Genomic DNA, 23,915 nt, shown 5'->3' with positions numbered 1-23,915 from the left:
CCCTGGCCACCTCGTTGATCATGAAGTTGTTGCGCGACACGCCGATGTCGGCGCCAACAACTTCATGATCAACGGCACGGGCGGGGGGTGGGGGGGTGGGGGTGGGGGGGTGGGGTTAGGAGGTGGCGCGGTTGATGAGGGTGGGGTTTAGGAGGAGGTGGGGGGACGGGAGGTTCTCGCCGCGGATGCGGGAGACCAGCAGGCGGGCCATCTGCCGGCCCATCTCCTCCACCGGCTGGAAGACCGTGGTCAGCGGCGGGTCGCACTGCCGGGCGATCGGGGCGTCGTCGAAGCCGACCACCGCCACGTCCTCCGGCACCCGCCGGCCCGCCTCGCGCAGCGCCCGCAGCGCGCCGAACGCCATCAGGTCGGAGGCGACGAAGACGGCGTCGAGGTCGGGGCAGACCTCCAGCAGCCGGCGCATCCCGGCCGCCCCGCTGCCCTCGCTGAAGTCCCCGTACGCGATCAGGTCGGGGTCGACCCCGCCCCCGGCGGCCTGGACCGCCTCCCTGTAGCCGGTCAGGCGGCCCAGGCCGGCGCCCATGTCCTGCGGGCCGGCGATGGTGGCGATGCGCCGCCGCCCCCGGCCGGCCAGGTGTTCCACCGCCTGGCGGGCGCCGCCGACGTTGTCCACGTCGACGTAGTACGCGGGCTGCGTGCCGGGCTGGAGCATCCGGGCCGGCCGCCCGCCCAGCACGGTGGGCAGGCCGCGCTCCTCCAGCAGGGCGGGCAGCGGGTCGGAGTCGTGCAGCGACAGCAGCAGGACCCCGTCGACGTGCTGGTTGGTCAGGTGGTGCTCGACCCGCTCCCGCTCGATCGGCGACTGCACCATGGCGAGCCAGAGCTGCAACGGGGTCTCCAGCAGCCCCGAGCTGACGCCCCGGACGATGCCGGCGAAGAACGGCTCGGTGAAGACCCGGTCGCCCGACTCGGAGACGACCAGGGCGATGGAGTCGGTGCGCTGGGTGACCAGGGCGCGGGCGGCGCGGTTCGGCACGTACCCCAGCTCGGCGATGGCCTGCTGCACCGCGGCGCGCGCCTCGGGGCTCACCTGCGGTGAGCCGTTGACCACCCGGGAGACCGTCCCGCGGCCGACGCCGGCTCGGGCGGCGACGGCGTCGAGGGTCGGGCGCCCGAGCGACCGGGTGCGCTGCGTTGTCATCGTCTGCTCCTCCGACGGCGGGCCGGCCCGGCCCCGGCCCCGGGCGGGTGGTTGCCGGGGCCGCCCGTTGCTGGCTGGCCCTCGCCTATTGTGCGGCCAGACCGTTGCGTCGGATCACCTCGGCGTACCACCTGGCGCTGGACTTGGGGATCCGGGCCTGGCTGTCGTAGTCGACGTAGACCATCCCGAACCGCTTGGTGTAGCCCCAGGCCCACTCGAAATTATCCATCAGCGACCAGGCGAAGTAGCCGCGCAGGGGAACGCCGGCCACGATCGCCTCGTGCGCGGCGCGCAGGTGGGCGTCGAAGTACGCCACCCGGTCGACGTCGTCGACCCGCCCGTCGACCACCGCGTCGACGAAGGCGGAGCCGTTCTCGGTGACGTAGAGCGGGAGGTCCGGGTACTCCTCGTGGACCCGGCGCAGCGTCTCCACCAGGCCCGGGGCGTCGATCTCCCAGTCCATGTCGGTGACCGGGACGCCCCGCGTGACGAACCGGACGTCCTCGCTGCCCGGCCAGCAGGACGGCGCCCGCCAGTACGGCTCCGGCTCGGCGCCCGCCACCGGGGCGGCGACGACGTGCCGGCTGTAGTAGTTGACGCCGACCAGGTCCAGCGGGGTGGCGATGGTCGCCAGGTCGCCCTCGCGTACGTGCCCGAAGTCGGTGACCCGGGCGAGGTCGGCCATCAGGTCCACCGGGTACGACCCGCGCAGCAGCGGGTCGAGGAAGAACCGGTTGGCCAGACCGTCGATGCGCCGCGCGGCGTCGACGTCGGCGGGCGCGTCGCTGGCCGGGGTGACCGGGTAGAGGTTGACCGTCACCCCGACCTCGGCGGCCGGCCGGGCCGCGCGCAGCGCCCGCACGGCGAGGCCGTGGCCGAGCATCAGGTGGTGCCCGGCCCGGACGGCGTCCGCCCCGTCGGTGCGGCCCGGCGCGTGCGCCCCAGAGCCGTAGCCGAGGAACGCCGAGCACCACGGCTCGTTCAGCGTCGTCCAGTAGCGCACCCGGTCGCCGAGCGCGTCGGCGACCAGCGTGGCGTAGTCGGCGAACCGCGCGGCCGTGTCCCGGGCCGGCCAGCCGCCCGCGTCCTCCAGCGGCTGCGGCAGGTCCCAGTGGTAGAGGGTGAGCCAGGGCTCGATCCCGTGCGCCAGCAGCTCGTCGACGAGCCGCCGGTAGAAGTCCAGCCCCTCCGCGTTGGCCGGGCCGGAGCCGCCCGGCTGGACGCGGGGCCAGGAGACCGAGAACCGGTACGACCTCAGCCCCAGCTCGGCCATCAGCGCGACGTCCGGCTCCAGTCGGTGGTAGTGGTCGCAGGCCACGTCGCCGGTGTGCCCGGCGACCACCCGGCCGGGGGTGTGGCTGAAGGTGTCCCAGATCGACGGGGTCCGGCCGCCCTCGGCCGCCGCGCCCTCGATCTGGTACGCGGCGGTCGCCGCGCCCCAGAGGAAGCCGGGCGGGAAGGTCAGCGGCGGGCGGTCGGCGAGGACGCCGACGGCGGGTGGGGTGGCGGGGTTGCTCACGACGTGACGGCACCTTCCATGATCCCGCGCGGCCCGCGGGAGGACGACGGGAAGCCAGGGGGCCTGCAGCGCTGCCACGAGCATGTCGGGGGCCGTCAAAGGTGTCAACGAACACATGGGAGCGTTCCCAGATCGTTACCACGGCCGTCGCCACACGATTCGGAGCCGGCCGGCGGTGGGCGTTCAGCAGAAGCGGCGCAGCAGGGTGGCGACCCGGCCGGCGTCGAAGGCGGCCGGGTCGAAGCGCTCGCCCACCCAGTCCCGCATCGACCGGTGCTCCGGGTGGCCCGGGTCGGCCACCGCCGCCAGCAGGGCCTGGTAGCCGACCGGCCCGCCCACGTCCTCCGGCGGGCACGCCCGCTCCCCGTCCAGACAGGACGGGTAGCGCTCGTCGGGATCGGCGGTGAAGGCGTCCTCCACCACCAGGTCGTGCTCCCACCAGTCGCCGAAGTCGTAGGTGTAGTGGAACCGGCTGCCCTTGCCGACCACCGCGTCGAGCCGGACGTCCAGCTCGTCGCGCAGGGCCAGCTCGCCGTCGGCGTCGGGCTCGCCGTACTGCCGGCCCTCGATCTCGAACGAGTGCAGGTGGCAGTCCCGCCAGCCCATGCCGTGCTGCACCACCCGGTGCACCCGGTCCAGCGTGTAGCCGCCCGGGACGAGCACCCGGCGCCAGACGGACGGCCGGACCCCGGCCAGGGAAATCTTCAGCTGGAAGATCTGACGCGGCATGCTGTCCCATCCTTCCTCGGCATAGGCTGCGAGCATGATCTGCCGAGCGTGCCGGGCGAGGCGGCACGACGACTGTCCGGGGCGGAACTGGTGCGACTGCCAGCACCGTACCCCCCGACCCACCCCTCCGGTCACCGGTCCGGCCGGCGAATGAGCGTCGGAATCCCGATTTCGGCGCTCTGGCCGCAGCCGTCGGCGCAGCCGCTGGACGACGCGGCGCTGGCCGGGCTCTACGGCCGCGCCGACCGCCCCCACCTGCGGGTGAACTTCGTGGCGAGCGTCGACGGCGCGGTCGCCGTCGACGGGTACTCCGCCGGGCTCTCCGGCGAGCCGGACAAGCGCGTCTTCGGCCTGCTGCGAATGCTCTGCGACGCCCTCGTCGTGGCCGCCGGCACGCTGCGGCACGAGGGCTACCGGGCGGTCCGGCTCGACGAGCGGCGCCGGGCGTGGCGCCGGGAACACGGCCTGCCCGAGTACCCGACCCTGGTCGTCGTCTCCGGCTCGCTCGACCTCGACCCGGCGCAGGCCGCGTTCGCCGACGCGCCGGCGCGGCCCGTCGTGCTCACCCGGTCCGACGCGGCGGCGCCGCCCGGCCTGACCGACGTCGCCGACGTGGTGCGCTGCGGCGACGACCGGGTGGACCTCGCCGCGGGCCTGGCCGAGCTGCGCCGCCGCGGCTTCGACCAGGTGCTCTGCGAGGGCGGGCCGCGGCTGTTCGGCGCGCTCACCGCCGCCGACCTGGTGGACGAGGTCTGCCTCACCGTCGCCCCGCTGCTCGCCGGGGCGGGCCCGGGGCGGATCACCGCCGGGGACGCCAGCGAGGTGCGCCACCTGCCGCTGCGGCACGTGCTGGCCGCCGCCGACGGCGTCCTCATGCTCCGCTACGCCCGCGACTGAGCGTGGCCGGGCGGGCACCCTGCGGCGGGGCGGTCGGCCGGGTGCGTGGCGTCCGCCGCGTCGCGTGGCAACCTGTCGTACTCCTGCGGCAGGATGCACCACGTGTGCCCCGACCGCGACGACCAGCCGACCGGAGTTGCCCGATGACTGACGACGGGTTCGACGGCCCGGGCGAGGAGGTCGGCCGGGTGCTGGGCACGGCCGACGCCACCCCCCTCCAGTTCTGGACGGCGGTCTCCCCCGCCAGCTACCTCCAGCTCGACGACGTCGTGGTGACCCGCCGGGAGCTGCCCGACCGCGAGCCGGTGACGATCGCCGGGGTGGTCACCCAGGTGCGCGCCCGGCACGAGGGCGCCCAGTTCGACTCCGACGTCTTCGCCATCGCCGACGGCACGCTGCCGGCGCAGGTGCAGGAGGCCGCCGAGATCACCACCACCCGCGTCGACCCGGAGCTCTACGTGCCGCCGTCGCCCGGCGCCGTGGTGCACCGCGCCGAGGGCGACGCGCGGGCCCGGGCCCTGCACTTCGACCGGATGGAGCGGCGGATCCCGATGGGGATGGGCCGCGACGGGGTGCCGGTCTACCTCAACGCCGACTTCCTCGACGGCAGCCGGGGCGCGCACGTGTCGATCTCCGGCATCTCCGGCGTCGCCACGAAGACGAGCTTCGCCACCTTCCTGCTCTACTCGGTCTTCCGCTCCGGGGTGCTCGGCGGCGACGCCGTCAACGCCAAGGCGCTCATCTTCAACGTCAAGGGCGAGGACCTGCTCTTCCTCGACCATCCCAACACCCGGCTCGACGACGCCACCCGCGCCGCCTACGCGAAGCTCGGCCTGACCGCCGGCGCGTTCCCCGACGTGCGGGTCTACGCCCCGCCCCGGGTCGGCGACTCCTCCGGCACGCCCGACGTGAGCAGCCGGCTCACCGGGGTGGACAGCTTCTACTGGACGCTCGCCGAGTTCTGCGCCGACCGCCTGCTGCCCTACGTCTTCGCCGACGCCGACGACGAGCGCCAGCAGTACACGATGGTCGTCCACTCGGTCGCCGCCCACCTGGCCCGGCACGCCCAGCCCGCCGACGGCGGGGTGAGCATCGACGGGGTGCGGCTCGGCTCGTACGCCGACCTGGTCGACCACGTCGTCGAGCAGCTCAACGACGACGAGACCCGCTCCGACTGGGCCGGCAGCGCGGTCGGGCTGGGCACGGTCAACGCGTTCGCCCGCCGGCTGATCGGCAGCAAGAAGGACCTGTCCCGGCTGATCCGGGGCGACCTGGCCACCCGCCGCCCGCACTCGATCAACACCGCCGAGAGCGCCCAGGTCACCGTGGTCGACCTGCACAACCTGCCGGACCGCGCGCAGCGGTTCGTGGTCGGCGTGACGCTCAAGAGCGAGTTCGAGCGCAAGGAGAAGGCCGGCACCGCCAAGCCGCTGCTCTTCGTGGTGCTCGACGAGCTCAACAAGTACGCCCCCCGCGAGGGCTCCTCCCCCATCAAGGAGGTGCTGCTCGACATCGCCGAGCGGGGCCGCTCGCTCGGGGTGATCCTGGTCGGCGCCCAGCAGACGGCGAGCGAGGTGGAGCGGCGGATCGTCACCAACTCGGCGATCCGGGTGGTCGGCCGGCTCGACCCGGCCGAGGCGTCCCGCCCGGAATACGGCTTCCTGCCCCCCGCCCAGCGGCAGCGCGCGCTGCTGGCCAAGCCCGGCACGATGTTCGTCAACCAGCCCGACATCCCGGTGCCGCTCTGCCTGGAGTTCCCGTTCCCGGCCTGGGCCACCCGGGTCTCCGAGGCCGGCCGGGCGCCGTCGGAGACGCTCCGGTCGATCACCCAGTCCGCCGACCCGTTCGCGGTGGTGGGCTCCGGCGGCGGCGCCAGCGACGACGACATCCCGTTCTAGGGGAGAGACCCGTGAAGATCCTGCACACCTCCGACTGGCACGTCGGCAAGGTCCTCAAGGGCCAGTCGCGGGCCGAGGAGCACAAGCAGGTCCTCGCCGGGGTGATCGACGTCGCCCGGGCCGAGCGGCCCGACCTGGTCATCGTCGCCGGTGACCTCTACGACACCGCCGCGCCGACGCCCGAGGCCACCCGCCTGGTCACCCGGGCCCTGACCGCGCTGCGCCGCACCGGCGCCGACGTGGTGGCGATCGGCGGCAACCACGACAACGGCCAGGCCCTCGACGCGCTGCGCCCCTGGGCCGAGGCGGCCGGGATCACGCTGCGCGGCGGCGTCCGGGAGAACCCGGACGAGCACGTCGTCGACGGCACCACGGCCGGCGGCGAGCGCTGGCGGCTGGCCGCGCTGCCGTTCCTCTCCCAGCGCTACGCCATCCGGGCCGTGGAGATGTACGAGCTGACCGCCGCCGAGGCCACCCAGACGTACGCCGACCACCTGGGCCGGGTGCTGGGCCGGCTGACCGAGAGCTTCACCGAGCCGGACCGGGTGCACCTGGTCACCGCCCACCTGACCGTGGTCGGCGCGGCGACCGGCGGCGGCGAGCGGGACGCCCACACCGTGCTCGGCTACGCGGTGCCGGCGACCGTCTTCCCGGGCACCGCGCACTACGTGGCGCTCGGCCACCTGCACCGCTCGCAGCGGGTCCAGGGCCCCTGCCCGATCCGCTACAGCGGCAGCCCGCTCGCCGTCGACTTCGGCGAGCAGGAGAACGTGCCGTCGGTGACGCTCGTCGAGGTCACCGCGACCACGGCGGCGCAGGTCCGCGAGGTGCCGGTCGTCGCGGCGGCCACGCTGCGCACGGTCCGGGGCACCCTGGCCCAGCTCGCCGAGATGGACGTGCCGGACGCCTGGCTGCGGGTGTACGTGCGGGAGCAGCCCCGTGCCGGGCTGCGCGAGGAGGTGCAGGAGCTGCTGCCCCGCGCCCTGGAGATCCGCATCGACCCCGAGCTGGTGCCCGCCCCGGGCGGCGGCGCCCGGGTGGCGCAGCGGGCCGGCCGCTCGCCCCGGCAGCTCTTCGCCGACTACCTGGACAGCCGGGGGCACACCGACGACGGGGTGCGGGAGCTCTTCGACGAGCTCTTCGAGGAGGTCGACCACTGATGCGGCCGATGCGGCTGGACATGGCGGGCTTCACCGTCTTCCGGGACGAGACGACGATCGACTTCACCGACGCCGACTTCTTCGCCCTGGTGGGGCCGACCGGCTCGGGCAAGTCGACGGTGCTGGACGCGATCTGCTTCGCCCTCTACGGCACGGTGCCCCGCTGGGGCGGCACCCGGGGGCTGGCCAACGCCCTCGCGCCGTCGGCCACCGAGGCGCGGGTGCGGCTGGTCTTCGAGTCCGGCGGGTCCCGCTACGTGGCGACCCGGGTGGTGCGCCGGGACGGGCGGGGCAACGTCAAGACGGCCAACGCCGGGTTGCAGCTCATGCCGGCCGGCTTCGACGTGACCAAGCTCGACACCGGGCTGAGCCCCGACGACCTCGGCGAGGTGGTCGCCGGCACCCCCGGCGAGATGGAGCAGGCGGTGCTGGAGGCGGTCGGGCTGCCGTACGAGCAGTTCACCAGCTGCGTGGTGCTGCCGCAGGGGCAGTTCGCGGACTTCCTGCACGCCAAGCCGGCCACCCGGCAGCAGATCCTGGTGAACCTGCTCGGTCTCGGGGTCTACGAGGAGGTGCAGAAGAAGGCGACCGCGCGGGCCGCGCAGGCCGAGGCGAAGCTGGAGGCGGTCAACCAGGCGCTGGCCGGGCTCGCCGACGTCGACGACGCCGCGCTGGCGGCGGCGACCGGGCAGGTCGACCGGATGCGGGAGCTGGTCGGGGCGGTGGCGGCGGCCGTGCCGGAGCTGGCGGCGGCCCGGGAGGCGGCGCGCGAGGCGGACGCGGCGCTGGCCGCGCTCGACGCCGACCTGGCGGTGCTGTCCGCCGTGCGCGCGCCGGACGGGGTGGCCGAGGTGGCCCGGGCGGTGGCGTCGGCGCGGGCGGGCGCGGACGAGGCGGCGACAGCGGTGTCCCTGGCCGAGGAGCGGGAGGAGAAGCTCCGCGGCGAGCTGGCCGCGGCCGGCGACGAGAGCGCGCTGCGGCTGCTGCTGCGGGCGTACACCGACCGGGAGAAGCTGGCCGGCGAGGCGGAGACGGTCCGGACGGCGGTGGGCACGGCGCGGGGCGAGCACGCGGCGGCGGCGACCGCGCTGACGCAGGCGCGGGCGGCGGCCGAGCGGGCCGAGGCCGAGTTGGAGGCCGCCTTCCGGGCCCACGAGGAGGCCAAGGCGACCGACCAGGCGGTGGCGCTGCGGGCGCACCTGCGCGACGGGGCGACCTGCCCGGTCTGCGAGCAGACGGTGGCGCGGGTGCCGGCGGTGCCGGCGGACTCGGCGGTCGCCGCCGCAACGGCGGCGGGCCGGGCGGCGCGGGCCGCCACGAAGGCCGCACAGGCGGTGGTGGCGGAGCGCGACGCCGCCGCCCGCGAGCTGGAGCGGGTGCTGGTGCGGGCGCGGGCCCGGCAGGACCAGCTGGACGCCCGGCTGGCCGAGCTGGACGGGCAGTTGGCCGGGGCGGCGGAGCCGGCGGTGCTGCGCCGCGAGCTGGACGAGCACGCGCGGCTGCGCCGGGCGCTGGAGGAGTCGGCGGCGGCGGTGCGGGCCGGCCGGGAGACGGCCCGGCGGGCCCGGGCGGCCGTGGACGCCGCCGAGGAGCGGCTGCGCGCGACCTGGCGGGCGTTCGACGCCGCCCGCGACGGGCTGGCCCGGTTCGGGCCGCCGGCGGCCGACCGCGACGACCTCGGCGCGGCGTGGGCGGCTCTCACCGGGTGGGCGGGCGCGGAGGCGGAGCGCCGCCGCGCCGAGCGGGCGGGGCGGGCCGCCGCGGTGGCGGAGGCCGAGGCCGTGGCGGCCGGCGTCGGCGAGCGCATCGCGGGCATCTTCGCCGCCGCCGGGCTGCCGGCCACCGACGATCCGGTACGCGCCGCCGACCGCGCCCTGGAGCGGGCCGAGGGCGACCTGCGCGAGCTGGAGCGCCGCCGCGAGCAGGCCGGCGGGCTGCGCGAGCAGCGGGCCGGGTACGAGCACGAGGCGCAGGTGGCCCGGGCCCTCGCGGGGCACCTGCGGGCCAACAACTTCGAGCGGTGGCTGCTGGCCGAGGCGTTGGACCTGCTGGTCGACGGCGCGTCGGGCATCCTGCGGGAGCTGTCCGGCGGGCAGTACGACCTGGTGCACGACAAGGGCGAGTTCTTCGTCGTCGACCACCACGACGCCGGGCTGCGCCGGGGCGTGCGCACCCTGTCCGGCGGCGAGACCTTCCAGGCGTCGCTGGCGCTGGCGCTCGCGTTGTCCGAGCAGCTCGCCGGCATGTCCACCACCGCGGCGAGCCTGGAGTCGATCGTGCTCGACGAGGGCTTCGGCACGCTCGACGCGGCCACCCTGGACACGGTGGCCGCCACCCTGGAGAGCCTGGCCGCCCGGGGCGACCGGATGGTCGGGGTGGTCACCCACGTGCCGGCGCTGGCCGAGCGCATCCCGGTCCGCTACGAGGTCAGCAAGGACGCCCGGTCGGCCCGCGTCGAGCGGACCGGCCGGTGAGCGGGGGCCGCCGCCGCGTCCCCCGGGCCACGACGGGAGGCTCGCCCCGGTGACCGATCCCCGGTTCTTCGTCGACGCCTGGGACCCGGCGTACGGGGCCTCGTTCGAGGCGTCCGGCGGCGGTCCCGCCGCGCCGAGCAGCGCCCAGGTCGACGCGGACGCCGAACTGCCCGCGGTGGACTGGCGGGCCATCGGGCCCCGCCCCGGGGTGCGCGCCCCCGACGTGGTGCTGCTGGTCGACGGGGTGCGCCGGATCGACGCGAGCGTGTGGACGGCGGAGGACGACGGCGCCTCCTTTCCCGGCCTGGCCGCCTCGTACGCCGCCGGGGTGGTCCGGTGCGACCTGGAGCGCGGCGCGGCTCGGCTCGCCGGCGCGAGGGTCGGCCGGGGCCTGTTCACCGCCAGCCCGTCGGCGGTGGACGTGGTCGCCGGCAGCGTCCGCTACCCGGTGCACCGGGTCAGCGGCACGGGCGAGCTGAACAAGCTCCCCGCCGCCGTGCAGGGGCCGCTGACCGCGCTGGAGGTGGAGGTCTCCGGGGCGGCCCGCACCGACGGCGACCTGCTGGTGGTGGACGGCCCGCTGCGCAACCGGCGGCAGCTGCCGCGCACGCTGGGCTACATCAAGACACAGCACAGCCAATACCTGGACGCCCGGCTGACGGCGGTGGTCACCGGGCTGGCGGCCGGCGAGCGGTCCCCGGTGTTCCGGCTCGGCACGGCGTGGGGCGGCTGGTCGTGGTATCTGCGGCTGCCGGTGGCCCTCGGGGCGCCGTGGGCGGGCATCGTCCGGATGGAGTGCTCCGCCGAGTTGGACATCGACGAGGCGGTGGAGCTGGCCGACCTGTCGCTGGTGACGCTGCCCCGGTTCGCCTCCACCCCGTACAAGGACCCCCGGGCACCGCAGAACCTCATCCCGATCGCGGGCCTGGAGCGCCGGCTGCGGGCGCTGCTCGGCGACGCGCGGCTGCTGCACCGGGTGCTCACCGCCGCCGCCCGGGCCCGCCGCTGATGGGGCGCAGGCGGGGCGCCGAGACGGTGGCCGCAGGGGTGGACACCGGGCTGGCCGAGCTGGTGCCGGATCCGGACCGGCCGGGGTCGTGGACCCTGCTGCTGGACGGCGCGCCGCAGTCGCACGTGGACCTGGCCGACCCCACGCACCTGGAGTTCGAGTACGTCCGGCGGCTGGCCGCCGCGATCGACCTGGTGGCCCCGGCCGGTGCGCCGCTGCGGGTGCTGCACCTCGGCGGCGGGGCGCTGACGCTGCCCCGCTACGTGGCCGCCACCCGGCCCGGCTCCGGCCAGCGGGTGGTCGAGGTGGACGGTGCGCTGGTGGAGCTGGTCCGCCGCGCCCTGCCGTGGCCGGCGGAGTTCCGGCTCAAGGTGCGGGTGGCCGACGCCCGCGCGGTGCTCGCCGCCAGCCGGGACGCCGGCTACGACGTGGTGGTCGCCGACGTCTTCGCCGGCGCGCGCACCCCGGCCCACCTCACCTCCGTGGAGTACGCCGCCGAGGTGGCCCGGGTGCTGCGCCCCGACGGCTGCTACCTGGCCAACGTCGCCGACGGCCCGCCGCTGCGCCACGCGCGGGCGCAGGTCGCCACGGTCCGGTCGGTGCTGCCCCGGGCCTGCCTGGTCGGGGACGCGGCGGTGCTGCGCGGGCGCCGCTACGGCAACCTGGTGCTCGTGGCGAGCCGGGTCGAGCCGCCGGTGCCGGAGCTGACCCGACGCGCCGCCGGGGACTGGTTCCCCGGCCGGGTGCTGGCCGGCGCGGAGCTGGACCGGTTCGCCGGCGGGGCCCCGGTGGTCCGCGACGCCGACGCCACCGACTCGACCCCGCCGCCGCCCGGAATCTTCTCCGTGCGTCGTTGATCCCGTTCGCGGGGCCATGCGTACCCACCGGCGGCCGTGCCGAGCGGGGACGACCGGCACGCCGGCGGTGCCGCCGGTCGAGGGACCGGGACGTGACAGCATGGGCGGGTGACCGGGACCGAACCCTCCGCCCGCCGGGAGCTGCGCCCGCCGGCCGGCTACCGGCTGGCCGCGTCGGTCCGGGCGCTGACCTTCAGCGCGTACGACCCCTGCGCGCGTGTCGCGGCGGGCACCTTCTGGTGGGCCACCCGCACCCCCGACGGGCCGGCCACCCTCGCCCTGCGGCCGGCCGGCGGCGACCTGCTCGCCGAGGGCTACGGCCCGGGCGCCGACTGGGTGGTGGAGCGGGCGGACGCGGTCGCGGGGCTGCGCGACGACCTCAGCGGGTTCGCGGAACTCGCCGCCGGCCACCCCGTGGTGGCGCGGCTGGCGGCCCAGCACCGGGGGCTGCGGATGCCGGCCACCGGTCAGGTCTTCCCCCGGCTGCTCCGGGCGGTCTTCGAGCAGAAGGTGACCGGCAAGGAGGCGTACCGCGCGTACGCCGCGACGGTGCGGCACTTCGCGGAGGCGGCGCCCGGGCCGATGCAGCCGCTGCTGCTGCCGCCGGAGCCGGCGGCGGTGGCCGCCACCCCGTACTGGGTGTTCCACCCGTTCGGGGTGGAGCAGCGCCGGGCCGACACGCTGCGCCGCGCCGCCGCCGTCGCCGACCGGTTGGAGCGCTGCGCGGACTCCGCCGAAGCCACCCGCCGGCTCACCGCCATCGCCGGCATCGGGCCGTGGACCGCCGCCGAGGTGGTGCGGATCGCGTACGGGGACCCGGACGCGGTCAGCGTCGGCGACTTCCACGTGCCGAACACGGTGGCCTGGGCGCTCGCGGGCGAGCCGCGCGGCGACGACGCCCGGATGCTGGCGCTGCTGGAGCCGTTCCGGGGGCACCGGGGCCGGGTCTGCGTGCTGCTGGAGGCCGGGGGCGTCCAGGCCCCGAAGTACGGCCCCCGGATGCCGATCCGCTCCTTCGCCCGGTACTGACGGGCCGCCCCGCCCGCCGGCCGTGGCACGGTGCCGTGGACGGACGCGCGGTCAGGACCGGGCGCAGAGGCGGCGCAGGGTGCGGCCGAGCCACCAGGCGTACGCGTGCTGGAAGGCCCGGCCGGCCGGCCCGGCGGCGCGCATGACCCAGCGGTCGGGGCGGCTGAACGCGACCACCTCGAACCAGACGCGGCCGGCGGCGTCGCGGCTGACCACGAACGCCTCCTCGCCGCTGGCCGGGTGCCCGGGCAGCGTGCCGTACCCGAAGCCGGCCCGCCGGTCGTCGTCGACGGCCCAGACCACCTCGCAGGGCGCGGCCAGCCGCAGCGGGCCGACGCCCAGCCGGGAGACCACCCGCACCCCGGGCGCGGCGCGGTCGGCCGCCGCGTCCATCCGGATGCCGGCCGCCCGGTGCAGGCGCCAGCCGAGCACCGCCGCGCCGGCGGCGGCGAAGCAGGAGTCGGGCAGCCGCACCCGGTGCCGCACGTGCCGCCAGCCGGGCGGCAGGTCCCCGACGCGGGTGGCGCCGACGTGCGGATAGGTCAGTGCCGGCACGGCGCGCACCCCCGGGGCTCGACGGATCACCGCCAGCGTACGGGCGGCGCGGCGGGGCCGTGTGGTTGGCTGTCGGCGTGATCGAGCCGCGCATCGCCCCCGCCGCCGTGCCGGACGCCGGCGAGATCCTCACGGTGCAGCGCGCCGCGTACCTCGTGGAGGCCCAGCGCTACGCCGACCCGTTCCTGCCGCCGCTGACCGAGACCCTGGAGGAGGTGCGGGCCGCGCTGGCGGGGCCGGCGACGGTGCTCACCGCCCGGCTCGGCCACCGGCTGGTCGGCTCGGTGCGGGCGCACGTCGACGGCGACACTGCGCACGTCGGCCGCCTCGCCGTCGCCCCCGACCAGCAGGGCCGGGGCGTCGGCGGGCGGCTGCTACGGGCGGTCGAGGCGGCCTGTGCCGCCCGCGTGCGCCGCCTCGCGCTCTTCACCGGGGCCGACAGCGAGCAGAACCTGCGGCTGTACCACCGGCACGGCTACCGCGTGGTCGGGCACCGGCCGGACCCGAACGGCCACCGGCTGGCCCTGCTGGAGAAGGCCGTGGTCAGTCCCGCTCGCAACGACGCCTGAGCCCGTCGGCCTCCATCCGCAGGTAGCGGCGCGTCAGGTCGCCGTAGAGCCAGCCGACCGGACCGGCCAGCGGCCCGGACTGCGCGAGCACCAGCTCAACCCGGCTGCGCCCGTCGGCCAGCGGCAGCACCCGGTGTTCGGCCAGGGTGCGCACGCCGGGGCTGCGCGACACCCAGGCGAAGGAGTGCCCCTCGGTCAGCTCGGTGACCCGCCAGACGGCCGGCCGCAGCTTCGGCTGCTCCAGCCTGGCGGTGGCGCCCACCGCGAGCGGCCCCGGCTCCCCCCGCCGGGCCCGGCGCACCGAGGGCGTCCACTCCGGCCACCGCTCGACGTCGACCAGCACCGCCCAGACCCGTCCGGGCTCGGCGGCCACCTCCGTACCGGTCTCGAACCGCATCGCGCCCCTTCCCGGGCGGCGCCCCGCGCGCCGCGCCCACCGGTGACGACGCTGCCCGACGGATCGTGACCGCGGCATCCGCCGGTCGGTCGCCGCCGGTCCGCCCGCCTCCGCCGGGCCCCGGGCGCCGTCGGGTCAGGCGGCCTCGTGCAGGTCGGCCAGCCCCAGGGGGGTACGGCGGCGCAGCAGCTCCTCCAGCTCCGCCACCGAGCCGACCTCGCCGAGCACGTCCTTGCCCCCGCCGAACCGGGCCGGGTAGCGGCGCACGAGCCGGTACCGGTGGCGGCCCCGGATCAGCTCGACGCTCACCCGCCACCGACCGCAGCACCCGCAGACCCACTCCGACACCCCGCGAAAGTAGCTCTGACCTGCGGTTTTCCGATTCGCCCTGGCGGGGACGAGGGGCGCGCGGGAGGACACGCCGCCCGCCGCCCGGCCGTGATCTGCCTCACGGCTGTCGGTGCGGTCTGGTTGACTGTCGCCGTGAAGCTGCCGATCAGTCCACCGGTCGAGCCGATGCTGGCCAAGAGCGTCCCGCGGATCCCCACCGCGTCCGGGATGACGTACGAGCCGAAGTGGGACGGCTTCCGGTGCATCGTGTTCCGCGACGGCGACGAGGTGGAGCTGTCCAGCCGGGGCGGCAAGTCGATGACCCGCTACTTCCCCGAGGTGGTCGAGCAGGCCCGCCGCCAGCTGCCCGAGCGGTGCGCGGTCGACGGCGAGCTGATCGTGATCCGGCGGGACGGCCCGGGCGGGCAGCCCCGGCTCGACTTCGAGCTGCTGGCCCAGCGCGTCCATCCGGCCGCCTCCCGGGTGCGGCTGCTGGCCGAGACGACGCCGGCCGACTTCGTCGCCTTCGACCTGCTCCTCCTCGACGACGAGACCCTGCTCGACCAGCCCTATCCGCAGCGGCGGGCCCGGCTGGAGGCGGCCCTGGCCGGGGTCCGCCCGCCGGTGCACGTCACCCAGGTCACCACCGACGTCGACACCGCCCACCGCTGGTTCGACGTCTTCGAGGGTGCCGGCCTGGACGGCCTGATCGCCAAGCCGGCCGACCTGCCCTACGAGCCGGGCAAGCGGCTCATGTTCAAGGTCAAGCACGCCCGCACCGCCGACGTGGTGGTGGCCGGGTTCCGGTGGCACAAGTCGGGCCCGGTGGTCGGCTCGCTCCTGCTCGGGCTCTACGACGACGCGGGCGTGCTGCACCACGTCGGGGTGAGCGCCTCGTTCACCATGGCGCGCCGCGCCGAGCTGCTGGAGGAGCTGGAGCCCTACCGGGACGCCGGCGCCGACCACCCGTGGGTGCACGGCGACCACGAGCGCGGCCAGCGCCTGCCCGGCGGGGTCAGCCGCTGGACCGGCACCCGCAACCTCGAGTGGGAGCCGCTGCGTCCCGAGCTGGTGGTCGAGGTCGGCTACGACGCGATGGAGGGCGATCGGTTCCGGCACACCGCCCGGTTCGTCCGGTGGCGGCCCGACCGCGAGCCCGGCTCCTGCCGCTACGACCAGCTCGACCGGCCGGTCCGGTTCGATGTGGACCAGGTGCTCCGCGGCGACCCGACGGTGACCGTGGGCTCCGCCGCCGCGGGCCCGGCGTAGCCTGGCCGTCGAAATCGATCACGGAGGCCCGCTCGTGACCCGCAATTCCGCCCGGATCCGCCGGTTCCGGCTCACCCTGGCCGGCCTGGCCGCCGCCGCGCTGCTCGCCGCCGGCTGCACCCTGCCGGCGTTCGCCCCCCGGACGGACGTCGAGGGCGAGGCCGCCGCGCCGGGTGCCGCGCCGACCTGGCGGTCCTGCCCGGAGGTGGCCGAGGAGCTGGTCGGGCGGAGCGCGCCGAACATGCGCTACGAGTGCGCGCGGATCAAGGTGCCGCGTGACTGGGGCATGGGCGGCGCGGCCGGCACCGGCCCGGGCGCCGGGCAGACCTTCGAGATCGCGCTGCTGCGCGCCCGGTCGACGAAGCAGCGCGAGCGGATCGGCTCGCTGGTCGTCAACCCGGGCGGGCCGGGCGGCTCCGGGGTGGACACAGCGGTCTACCTCTCCTACGGGCCGGCGTTCGGCGGCCTGCCCGCCTCGATCACCGACCGGTTCGACATCGTCGGCTTCGACCCTCGCGGGGTGTCCCGCTCCAGCCCGGTGAAGTGCATTCCGGACGCCGACCTGGACGCGAGCTTCGGCTACGACCCCGACCCGCGCAGCCAGGAGTCCTTCGACGGGTTCGTGGCGCTCAACCAGCGGATCGGGCGCGGCTGCGGCGACCGCTACGGCGACCAGTTGGCGCTCTACGGCACCGAGCAGGCCGCCCGCGACATGGACATGGTCCGCGCGGCCGTCGGCGACGACAAGCTGACCTACCTCGGCTACTCCTACGGCACCCTGCTCGGCGCCACCTACGCGCAGCTCTACCCACAGCACGTCCGGGCGATGGTGCTCGACGGCGCGATCGACCCGAAGCAGGGTCTGGTCGCCGGCTCGGAGAGTCAGGCCAGGGGCTTCGAGCGGGCCTTCGACAACTTCACCCGGTGGTGCGCCGCCAACGCCGGCCGCTGCCCGATCGCCCCGGACGCCCGCGCCGCGGTCACCTCGGCGATCGACAAGGCCCGGGTGTCCCCGGTGCGCGGCGACGACGGCCGGGAGGCCACCCCGGGCTGGGTCTTCTACGCGATCATCTCCTCGCTCTACACGGAGCAGGGGTGGCAGGAGCTGGCCCGCGCCATCGACGAGCTGGAGGGCGGCGACCCGACGGACGTGTTCCGCCTCGCCGACGCGTACGCCGACCGGGACTCCGACGGGCACTACTCGAACCTGTTCGACGCCAACCTGGCCGTCAACTGCGCCGACGAGGAGGAGAAGCCGACCCGGGAGCGGATCCGCCAGTTCCAGTCGCAGTGGCGGGCGAAGTACCCGCTGTTCGGCCCGTCTTTGGCCGTCGGCATGCTCTCCTGCACGGAGTGGCCGGGCGGCCGTGACCCGTACCCGACCGGCCGGGCCGACGGGGCGCCGCCGATCCTGGTGGTGGGCACCACCGGCGACCCGGCGACGCCCTACGAGCAGACCGGCAAGCTGGCCGAGATGCTCGGCGTCGGCCGGGTGCTCACCTGGGAGGGTGAGGGGCACACCGCCTACCCGCAGACCTCCTGCATCACGGAGGCGGTCGACGCCTACTTGATCGACCTGACCGTGCCCAGAGAGGGGCTGCGCTGCCCGGCCCGCTGACCGGCCGTTCCGGCGGCAGGTCGGGCAGCTCGATGCCCTGCCGGGCGGCGATCTCCTCCAGCAGGGCCCGCATGCGCCGGACGTCGGCCTTGAGTTCCTCCTGCTCGTCGTGCTCGAAGGCGTCGTCGTCGACGATCAGCTGGCTGGCGAAGTGCGCGGTGATCAACGGGATGACCAGCAGCACCATGGTCGAGATGAGCAGCGCGGCGAGGGCCCGGCCCTGCCAGCTGGCCGGTGAGATGTCGCCGTACCCGACGGTGGACGCGGTCACCACCGCCCACCAGACCGCGTCCGCCGCCGTGCGGTTCTCCACCTGGCCGTAGATGACGCCGGCCACCACGATCATCAGCAGGTAGGAGATGATCAACGTCCGGGGCGAGTTGGCGAACCAGACCAACGCCCGGTAGATCCACCGGAACGGCAGCAGCAGGACGTCCATGAGCCATCATGCTGCCTGGTGCCGGCAAGCGCCGCCTCCGCATCGCCCCACATCGTTGTGTCACGCTGACGGCATGAGCGACGTGATCTTCCGGGAGGCGGTCCGGGCCGACCTGCCCGCCGTGCTGGCCCTGCTCGCCGACGACGTGCTCGGGAAGTCCCGGGACTTCACGGAGGTCGACGACGCGTACGAGAGGGCGTTCGCGGACATCGCCGCCGATCCGCGCAACCAGCTCATCGTGGCCGACGCGGACGGTGAGGTGGTCGGCTGCATGCAGCTCACCTACATTCCCGGGCTCGGCCGGCACGGCGCGGAGCGGCAGCTCGTCGAGGCCGTCCGCGTCCACTCGGACCGGCGCGGGCGGGGCCTCGGCCGGCAGATGATGACCTGGGCCGTCGACCAGGCGAAGCAGCGCGGCTGCGCCCTGGTGCAGCTCACCACCGACAAGACCCGCCACGACGCCCACCGCTTCTACCTCAGCCTCGGCTTCGTGGCCAGCCACGAGGGCATGAAGCTTCCGCTCTGACCTCGGGGCCGGCCCGCCGGCCCGCCTTCCGCACGGTGGCCCGGGACCGGGGGACGCTCCCCCGCGTCGGGGAGCCGGTTCACCCACTGGCGGGGTGGCGGGCCGTCCTCGGCCGGCGAGGCTGGAGCAGCAGCCGCCGAGGAACGGAGTCCGTCATGAGCACCGCAACCGCGATCGCCCCGTCGGGTCACGCCCGGGACGGACGATCGGCGCCGCGGTGGGCGGTGCGGACCGCCCACCTGATTCCCCTGGTCACCCTCCCGTCGGGGCTGTGGCGCATCGCACTGGTGGCCGGCGTCCCGATCGGCGCGTTCGCGAACGGCGAGCCGGTCCGGGTCGGCGGTTGGGAGGCCGTCTACATCCTGTCGCTGAGCGTGGTCCAGGAGGCGCTGGCGCTGCTCTCGATCGGACTGGTCCGGCAGTGGGGCGAGGTCTTCCCACGCTGGCTGCCGCTGGTCGGCGGCCGGCGGGTGCCGCCGCCGTTCGCCGAGACCGCGGCCACCGCGGGCGGCGTCGCGCTCATCCTGATCTGGGGGTACGCCGCGTTTGGCGGGCTCCCGCGCGGCGACGGGTTCGGCTTCTCCCCTGGCGGGACGGCGCTGCTGTCGGCCTGCTACACCCCGCTGCTGCTCTGGGGTCCGCTGCTGCTCGCGCTCACCGTGGCCTACCACCGGCGTCGCTGCCGGGACTGAGTGCGAGCCGCGCTCGACGAGCCGGCCACCGGCGGCGCTGCCGGGACTGAGTGCGCAACGCGCACGACGAGCCGACCACCCGCCTCGACCCGCGCAGCCCGGGCGCCTCGTTCGCCCTGGTCGCCGGTGCCCGGGGGTCCGCACCGCACGTCGGTGCGGACCCGCCCCGGTCAGCCGTCGACCAGGCGGCCGTCGCGGAGGGTGAGGACGCGGTCGGCGAGGTCGATCAGGGCCGGGTCGTGGGTGGCGACCAGCGCGGTCATGCCCCGCGCGTGCACGACCGCCCGGATCAGGTCCATGATCGAGCGGCCGGTCTCCGAGTCGAGCTGGCCGGTGGGCTCGTCGGCGATCAGCAGGTCGGGCTCGTTGGCCAGGGCCCGGGCCACCGCCACCCGCTGCTGCTGCCCGCCCGACAGCTCGTACGGCCGCTGCGCGGCGTGCCCGCCCAGGCCGACCAGCTCCAGCAGCACCGCCACCCGCTCCTCCCGCTCGGCCGCCGGCACCCGCGCCAGCCGCAGCGGCACGCCGACGTTCTCGGCGGCGGAGAGGATCGGCACCAGCCCGAAGGTCTGGAACACGAAGCCGACGATGCCCCGGCGCAGCTCCAGCAGCTCCCGCTCGCCGACCCCGGTCACGTCGTGCCCCGCCACCACCACCCGACCCGAGTCGGGCCGGTCCAGCCCGCCGACCAGGTTCAGCAGGGTGGTCTTGCCCGCCCCGGAACGGCCCCGTACGGCGACCAGCTCGCCCCGCCCGGCGGAGAACGACACCTCCCGCACGGCGTGCACCGCGTGCTCACCGCGGCCGAACGTGCGGCTGACCTCCGCCACCCGGACCACCTCGTCGGTGACCGCGACGCCCGCCACGCTTGCGCCGGGCCGCCCGTCCGGCACCGTCCCGCCCGGGCGCCCGTCGACCGTCGCCCCGTCGTACCGGCCGTCCGCCACCACGTCCCGCTCGCTCATGATCCCGCCCCGCTGCGCTCGGCGTGGCCGACCGGCTCGGCCACGCGGTACCGACTGATTCCTGGCCCGCTCACTGCGTCGCCTCCCGCTCGTCCCGCGCCCGGTCGCCCGGCCGCACCTCCACGTGGTCCGGCTCCAGGTTGAGCCGCACCCGGTCCCGCAGCGACAGGGCGTCGACGAAGGACGCCGGCAGCTGCATCCGGCCGGTGCGGTCGAGCACGGCGTACTCCTCGCTGACCAGCTCGGTGCTGCCGTCCGCGCCGATCCGCGCGGTCCGGCGTACCTCGGAGGCGGTCCGGCCGTCGCGGATCGCGACGGTCCGGCGGACCTGGGTGGCCACGGCGTGGTCGTGGGTGACCACCACGATGGTGACGCCGAGTTCGGCGTTGATGGTGCGCAGCGCCCCGAACACCTCGGCGCCGGTCGCCTCGTCCAGCTCACCGGTCGGCTCGTCGGCGAAGAGCACCTCGGGGTCGTTGGCCACCGCCACCGCCACCGCGCAGCGCTGCTGCTCGCCGCCGCTGAGCTGCCCCGGCCGCCGGTCGGCGCAGTGGCCCACGCCGACCAGGTCGAGCAGTTCCCGGGCCCGCTCGCGGTGGGCCCGCCGGCCGCCCCGCCGACCGGCCAGCCGCATCGGCAGCTCGACGTTCTCCAGCGCGGTCAGGTACGGCAGCAGGTTGCGGCCGGTCTGCTGCCAGACGAACCCCACCATGTCACGCCGGTAGCTCAGTCTCCGCCGTGCGGAGAGGTTGAGCAGGTCGTAGTCGCCCACGCGGGCGATGCCGGCGGTGGGGGTGTCCAGCCCGGAGAGGATGTTCAGCAGGGTCGACTTGCCGGAACCGGAGGCACCCACGATCGCCACCAGCTCGCCCCGGTCGATGACCAGGTCGAGCCCCTGTAGCGCGACCACCTCCACCCCCTCGGTCTTGAAGATCCGGACCAGCCCGTCGCAGACGATGTGCCCGCGCAACAGGTCCCGGCCACCGGCCCGCTCCGCCGCACGCTCGGCGGCCCGCTGTTGCAGGGCGGCCAGATCCGGCACGGCGGTGGTCTCCGCGGTAGCGGTCATGTCAGCTCTCCTCTCCGAGCCGGAGCACCTCGCCGAGGCGCATCCGGCGGTTGTTCAGGGCCTCGACGGCGACCGCGAAGCCGAGGGCGACCGCCCCCAACGCGACGACCCCCGCCGCCAGGCCGGGCTCGAACGCCACCCGGACCTCCACGCCGTCGGTGAAGGCGGACAGGCCGAGCACCGGGGTGAGCAGCAGCGGCAACACCGTGCCGACCAGCGCGCCGGTCACCACCGAGACGCCCACCAGCGGGGCCAGTTCCACCACCAGCAGCCCGCGCCACTGGCGCCGGGACAGGCCGAGGGTGCGCAGCCGGGACAGCACCTGGCCGCGCTCCCGGGCGCCGGCGAGCACCGTGAAGGCGATCGCGAGCAGGCCGAGCGCCGTCCCGCCGGCCGCGCCGGCGACGAAGCCGAAGGCGAGCACCCCGTTCGCGCCGCCCTCGCCCACCTGCCGGCGGGTGTCCGCGAAGGTCAGCACCTCCACGCTGCGCGAGCGCTCCCGGCCGGTGACGGTCCCGCCCTTCTGGAAACGGGACTGCCCGGCGTCGCCGACCCGGCGCAGCGCCTCGACGTCCAGCCCGTCGCCGACGACCAGGAAGCCGGTCGGCACGGCGGCGTAGTCCCGGCGGGGCAACGACTGCCAGGGCAGGATGACGAACCGGCTGCTGCCCGCACGCAGCAGCGGGAAGCTCTCCGTCCGCTCGGCGACCCGGAACTCGTACCGCTGGCCCTGGGCGCTGACGAAGGCGGAGCCGTCCAGTCCGGCGGCGGCCAGCTCGGCGGCGACCGCCGGGGAGACCACCGCGGGCAGCGGGCCGGTTCCCCCGGCGGGGGTGCGCAGCGCCGCGGGCACCGTCACGTCGACGCCGGCCTGGCTGACCATCCGGGCCAGGGCGGGGCCGTCGACCATGAGCACGGTGACGCTGCCGAGCCTGGTGTCGGTGCCGACCGCGTCCTTCGTCAGGCGCTGGCCCGCCTCCTGCAGCACGGGGCTAGCGGCGCGTACCCCCGGCAGCCGCTCCAACTCGGCGCCCGTGTCCGGGGCGATCCGCTCCCCGAGGATCAGGGCGTCGGCGGGGACCGCCCGGCTGGCGGCCCGGTCCCGGCTCGCCTCGATCCCGGCGGCCGTCACCGCGCAGAACGCCGCCGTCGCGATGGCCAGCACGACGACCACCAGCGGTACGGCGACGACCGACCGGCCGGCCCGGGCGGTACCGAGGAAGGCGACGCTGCCCCGGGCGCGGGCGGCGAGCCGGCTGACCAGTCGCAGGGGCCACGGGTACAACCGCATCGCGACCACCGCCGCGGCGACGGCCAGCAGCACCGGGACCGAGACCAGCAGCGGATCGACCTCGCCGGGAGTGAGGCCACGGCGGCGCAGCAGCACGACCGCGAGACCCGCGAGGACCAGCAGCGCCGCCTCCGCCGTGAGCCGACGCGCGGAGGGGCGCGCGCGGACCAGGTCACGCCGCCCGGTGCCGCCGGTGGAGACGGCGAGGGTGGCCACCGGCAGCGCCGACGCCACCAGGACGGTCGCGGCGACGGCGAGCCACCGGGTCTCCCCGGGCGCCCCGGGAGCGAGGCCGCCGAGCAGCCAGCCGAGCGCGGCGGCGGGCGGCACCACCAGCAGCGCCTCGGCCAGGCTGCGGCCCGCGTTCGTGGTGGTCGCCCCGCCCCGGGCACGCAGCAGGATGAACTCCGCCCGGCGCCGGCGCACCAGCAGCCCGGCGGCCAGCGCGACGAGGCCGGCCAGCGTGGCCAACACGCCCGCGGCGATCACCCCGAGCACCGTCCGGGCGCTGTCCACCTCGGCGGCGAAATCCCGCAGCGGGATGTCCAGCCCCTGGATGATGTCCCGGCCGGCCGCCTCCCGGGTCGTCTGCTGGAGGCCGTCGATCACCTGGTCCAGCTCGCGGACGTCAATGCCGTCGGCGCCCAACCGGTAGCGCCAGCTGAACGACATCGGCCAGCCGGCGACGGCCTGGCGGTCCAGCGCCGCGCCGTCGACGACGCCGACGATGATGAAGGGTTCGCCGTCCCCCTCCGGCTCGACGATCCGCAACAGCGGCGGCAGGCCGTCCCAGAGCCCGTCGGTACCGGCACGCGGCTGGAAGAGACCGACCACGGCGACCTGGACGGGAGGCATGGATTCGAAGGGTGAGCCGGCAGTCGGCGCGGTGAGGGTGAGCCGGCTGCCGAGCCGCAGGTTCAGCTTGCGGGCGACGTCCTCGGCCAGCGCCACCTGCACCGGCTGGCCCTTCGGCGCGTCGGCCGGCCAGCGCCCCTCGACCAGGGTGCCGGCCTCCTCGACCCCGGGCACGGCCCGCAGGCCGAGGTCGACCAGGAGGTTCTTCGCCGCCAGGTCCGGGCCTCGCACCCGGCTGGCCGCCGTCTCCGCGGTGAACCACCGCTGTTCGACCATCCGGCGTACGACCGGCGGCAGTCCGGCCTCCAGCTTCGCCAGGTCGCCCTGGTGCGCGGCCACCAGGGAGGTGTCGGTGTCCGTGTCGACGAGCGGCCCGGTCGAGTACGTCACGTCGCGCTGCTGCGGCGGCACGGCGCCCAGGTGGGACCGCAGGCCCTGCTGGGCGTGGTCGTTGACGATCCTCGGCACGCCGCTGATCACCAGCACGGCGACCAGCGTCAGCGCCGCGAGCAGCAGGAACTGTCCGCCGTACGCCCGTACCCGGCGGGCGACCGCCCCGATGCTCACCACGCCCCGTCTCCGCTCCTGGTCGTCCCTACGCTCCAC

The 23,915-nt window shown here is 75.9% G+C and carries 22 protein-coding genes; 12 read left to right on the top strand and 10 right to left on the bottom strand.

The features are described 5' to 3' along the window. Positions 1 to 115: 115 nt before the first annotated feature. The 3 genes from ACZ6Q9_RS08885 to ACZ6Q9_RS08875 all read right to left on the bottom strand — a co-directional run bounded on the left by ACZ6Q9_RS08885 (position 116) and on the right by ACZ6Q9_RS08875 (position 3,410). On the bottom strand, positions 116 to 1,162 hold the full coding sequence (locus ACZ6Q9_RS08885; RefSeq protein ID WP_393452099.1) for a LacI family DNA-binding transcriptional regulator: 1,047 nt from the start codon (positions 1,160 to 1,162) through the stop codon (positions 116 to 118). Positions 1,163 to 1,247: 85 nt separating this feature from the next. Continuing rightward, a complete protein-coding gene (locus ACZ6Q9_RS08880; RefSeq protein ID WP_396828085.1) occupies positions 1,248 to 2,681 on the bottom strand; it encodes a GH1 family beta-glucosidase in 1,434 nt (477 codons plus the stop codon). A 183-nt stretch (positions 2,682 to 2,864) separates the two neighbouring features. Further along, positions 2,865 to 3,410, bottom strand: a complete 546-nt coding sequence (locus ACZ6Q9_RS08875) for a plasmid pRiA4b ORF-3 family protein (protein ID WP_393265221.1) — start codon at positions 3,408 to 3,410, stop codon at positions 2,865 to 2,867. Between the two features lie 150 nt (positions 3,411 to 3,560). Between ACZ6Q9_RS08875 and ACZ6Q9_RS08870 the strand changes: the two genes are divergently transcribed. The 7 genes from ACZ6Q9_RS08870 to ACZ6Q9_RS08840 all read left to right on the top strand — a co-directional run bounded on the left by ACZ6Q9_RS08870 (position 3,561) and on the right by ACZ6Q9_RS08840 (position 12,734). After that, positions 3,561 to 4,307 carry a pyrimidine reductase family protein gene (locus tag ACZ6Q9_RS08870; protein WP_396828088.1) on the top strand — a complete coding sequence of 249 codons (747 nt, stop codon included), beginning with the start codon at positions 3,561 to 3,563 and terminating at the stop codon, positions 4,305 to 4,307. A 143-nt stretch (positions 4,308 to 4,450) separates the two neighbouring features. After that, the gene (locus ACZ6Q9_RS08865; RefSeq protein WP_393265226.1) at positions 4,451 to 6,205 is read left to right on the top strand and encodes an ATP-binding protein; all 1,755 of its coding nucleotides are present in this window, start codon (positions 4,451 to 4,453) and stop codon (positions 6,203 to 6,205) included. Between the two features lie 11 nt (positions 6,206 to 6,216). After that, positions 6,217 to 7,365, top strand: coding sequence for an exonuclease SbcCD subunit D (locus ACZ6Q9_RS08860; protein WP_393265228.1), 1,149 nt, complete (start codon positions 6,217 to 6,219; stop codon positions 7,363 to 7,365). Further along, the gene (locus ACZ6Q9_RS08855; RefSeq protein ID WP_396828090.1) at positions 7,365 to 9,839 is read left to right on the top strand and encodes an AAA family ATPase; all 2,475 of its coding nucleotides are present in this window, start codon (positions 7,365 to 7,367) and stop codon (positions 9,837 to 9,839) included. Before ACZ6Q9_RS08860 ends, ACZ6Q9_RS08855 begins: the two co-directional genes overlap by 1 nt. A 49-nt stretch (positions 9,840 to 9,888) precedes the next feature. Then, complete coding sequence (locus ACZ6Q9_RS08850; protein ID WP_393265231.1) at positions 9,889 to 10,848, top strand: hypothetical protein; 960 nt, start codon at positions 9,889 to 9,891, stop codon at positions 10,846 to 10,848. Then, positions 10,848 to 11,705, top strand: a complete 858-nt coding sequence (locus ACZ6Q9_RS08845; RefSeq protein ID WP_393452087.1) for a spermidine synthase — start codon at positions 10,848 to 10,850, stop codon at positions 11,703 to 11,705. The genes ACZ6Q9_RS08850 and ACZ6Q9_RS08845 overlap by 1 nt, the downstream gene beginning before the upstream one ends. A 108-nt stretch (positions 11,706 to 11,813) precedes the next feature. Then, positions 11,814 to 12,734, top strand: a complete 921-nt coding sequence (locus tag ACZ6Q9_RS08840; RefSeq protein ID WP_393265237.1) for a DNA-3-methyladenine glycosylase family protein — start codon at positions 11,814 to 11,816, stop codon at positions 12,732 to 12,734. Between the two features lie 51 nt (positions 12,735 to 12,785). Here ACZ6Q9_RS08840 and ACZ6Q9_RS08835 read toward each other — a convergent pair whose 3' ends face one another. Further along, complete coding sequence (locus tag ACZ6Q9_RS08835; RefSeq protein WP_393452084.1) at positions 12,786 to 13,289, bottom strand: DUF1990 family protein; 504 nt, start codon at positions 13,287 to 13,289, stop codon at positions 12,786 to 12,788. Positions 13,290 to 13,366: 77 nt separating this feature from the next. Here ACZ6Q9_RS08835 and ACZ6Q9_RS08830 point away from each other — a divergent pair, with 77 nt between their 5' ends. Then, positions 13,367 to 13,858, top strand: a complete 492-nt coding sequence (locus ACZ6Q9_RS08830; RefSeq protein ID WP_393265241.1) for a GNAT family N-acetyltransferase — start codon at positions 13,367 to 13,369, stop codon at positions 13,856 to 13,858. On the opposite strand, the gene ACZ6Q9_RS08825 is transcribed toward ACZ6Q9_RS08830, so the two are convergent. Then, on the bottom strand, positions 13,833 to 14,255 hold the full coding sequence (locus ACZ6Q9_RS08825; RefSeq protein WP_393452078.1) for an SRPBCC family protein: 423 nt from the start codon (positions 14,253 to 14,255) through the stop codon (positions 13,833 to 13,835). The two genes, ACZ6Q9_RS08830 and ACZ6Q9_RS08825, sit on opposite strands and share 26 nt — an antisense overlap. Before the next feature lie 135 nt (positions 14,256 to 14,390). Then, positions 14,391 to 14,603 (bottom strand): hypothetical protein, encoded by a 213-nt coding sequence (locus ACZ6Q9_RS08820; protein WP_393265245.1) that lies wholly within the window; start codon positions 14,601 to 14,603, stop codon positions 14,391 to 14,393. 135 nt (positions 14,604 to 14,738) lie between these two features. On the opposite strand from ACZ6Q9_RS08820, the gene ACZ6Q9_RS08815 reads away from it, so the two are divergent. Together ACZ6Q9_RS08815 and ACZ6Q9_RS08810 are read left to right on the top strand one after the other, a co-directional pair. Continuing rightward, positions 14,739 to 15,854 (top strand): ATP-dependent DNA ligase, encoded by a 1,116-nt coding sequence (locus ACZ6Q9_RS08815; RefSeq protein WP_393452075.1) that lies wholly within the window; start codon positions 14,739 to 14,741, stop codon positions 15,852 to 15,854. Positions 15,855 to 15,888: 34 nt separating this feature from the next. Beyond that, positions 15,889 to 17,472 (top strand): alpha/beta hydrolase, encoded by a 1,584-nt coding sequence (locus ACZ6Q9_RS08810; protein ID WP_393265250.1) that lies wholly within the window; start codon positions 15,889 to 15,891, stop codon positions 17,470 to 17,472. On the opposite strand, the gene ACZ6Q9_RS08805 is transcribed toward ACZ6Q9_RS08810, so the two are convergent. Then, positions 17,399 to 17,911 (bottom strand): potassium channel family protein, encoded by a 513-nt coding sequence (locus ACZ6Q9_RS08805; protein WP_393265252.1) that lies wholly within the window; start codon positions 17,909 to 17,911, stop codon positions 17,399 to 17,401. The two genes, ACZ6Q9_RS08810 and ACZ6Q9_RS08805, sit on opposite strands and share 74 nt — an antisense overlap. A 73-nt stretch (positions 17,912 to 17,984) precedes the next feature. On the opposite strand from ACZ6Q9_RS08805, the gene ACZ6Q9_RS08800 reads away from it, so the two are divergent. Both ACZ6Q9_RS08800 and ACZ6Q9_RS08795 read left to right on the top strand, forming a co-directional pair. Then, positions 17,985 to 18,437, top strand: a complete 453-nt coding sequence (locus tag ACZ6Q9_RS08800; protein WP_393265254.1) for a GNAT family N-acetyltransferase — start codon at positions 17,985 to 17,987, stop codon at positions 18,435 to 18,437. Between the two features lie 155 nt (positions 18,438 to 18,592). Then, entirely contained in the window at positions 18,593 to 19,129 is a 537-nt protein-coding gene (locus ACZ6Q9_RS08795) for a hypothetical protein (protein WP_396828096.1), read from the top strand. Between the two features lie 170 nt (positions 19,130 to 19,299). On the opposite strand, the gene ACZ6Q9_RS08790 is transcribed toward ACZ6Q9_RS08795, so the two are convergent. From ACZ6Q9_RS08790 to ACZ6Q9_RS08780, 3 genes are all read right to left on the bottom strand, one after another. Continuing rightward, entirely contained in the window at positions 19,300 to 20,094 is a 795-nt protein-coding gene (locus ACZ6Q9_RS08790) for an ABC transporter ATP-binding protein (protein ID WP_393452067.1), read from the bottom strand. Between the two features lie 70 nt (positions 20,095 to 20,164). Beyond that, positions 20,165 to 21,163: an ABC transporter ATP-binding protein gene (locus tag ACZ6Q9_RS08785; RefSeq protein WP_393265262.1), complete on the bottom strand. Its 999-nt coding sequence runs from the start codon at positions 21,161 to 21,163 to the stop codon at positions 20,165 to 20,167. Position 21,164: 1 nt separating this feature from the next. Then, on the bottom strand, positions 21,165 to 23,915 hold the full coding sequence (locus tag ACZ6Q9_RS08780; RefSeq protein WP_396828098.1) for an ABC transporter permease: 2,751 nt from the start codon (positions 23,913 to 23,915) through the stop codon (positions 21,165 to 21,167).

It is taken from the genome of Micromonospora sp. NPDC049139 (assembly GCF_055586845.1).
The sequence above is the reverse complement of the archived record's forward strand: the minus strand, read 5'-3'. Positions and strand labels throughout refer to the sequence as shown.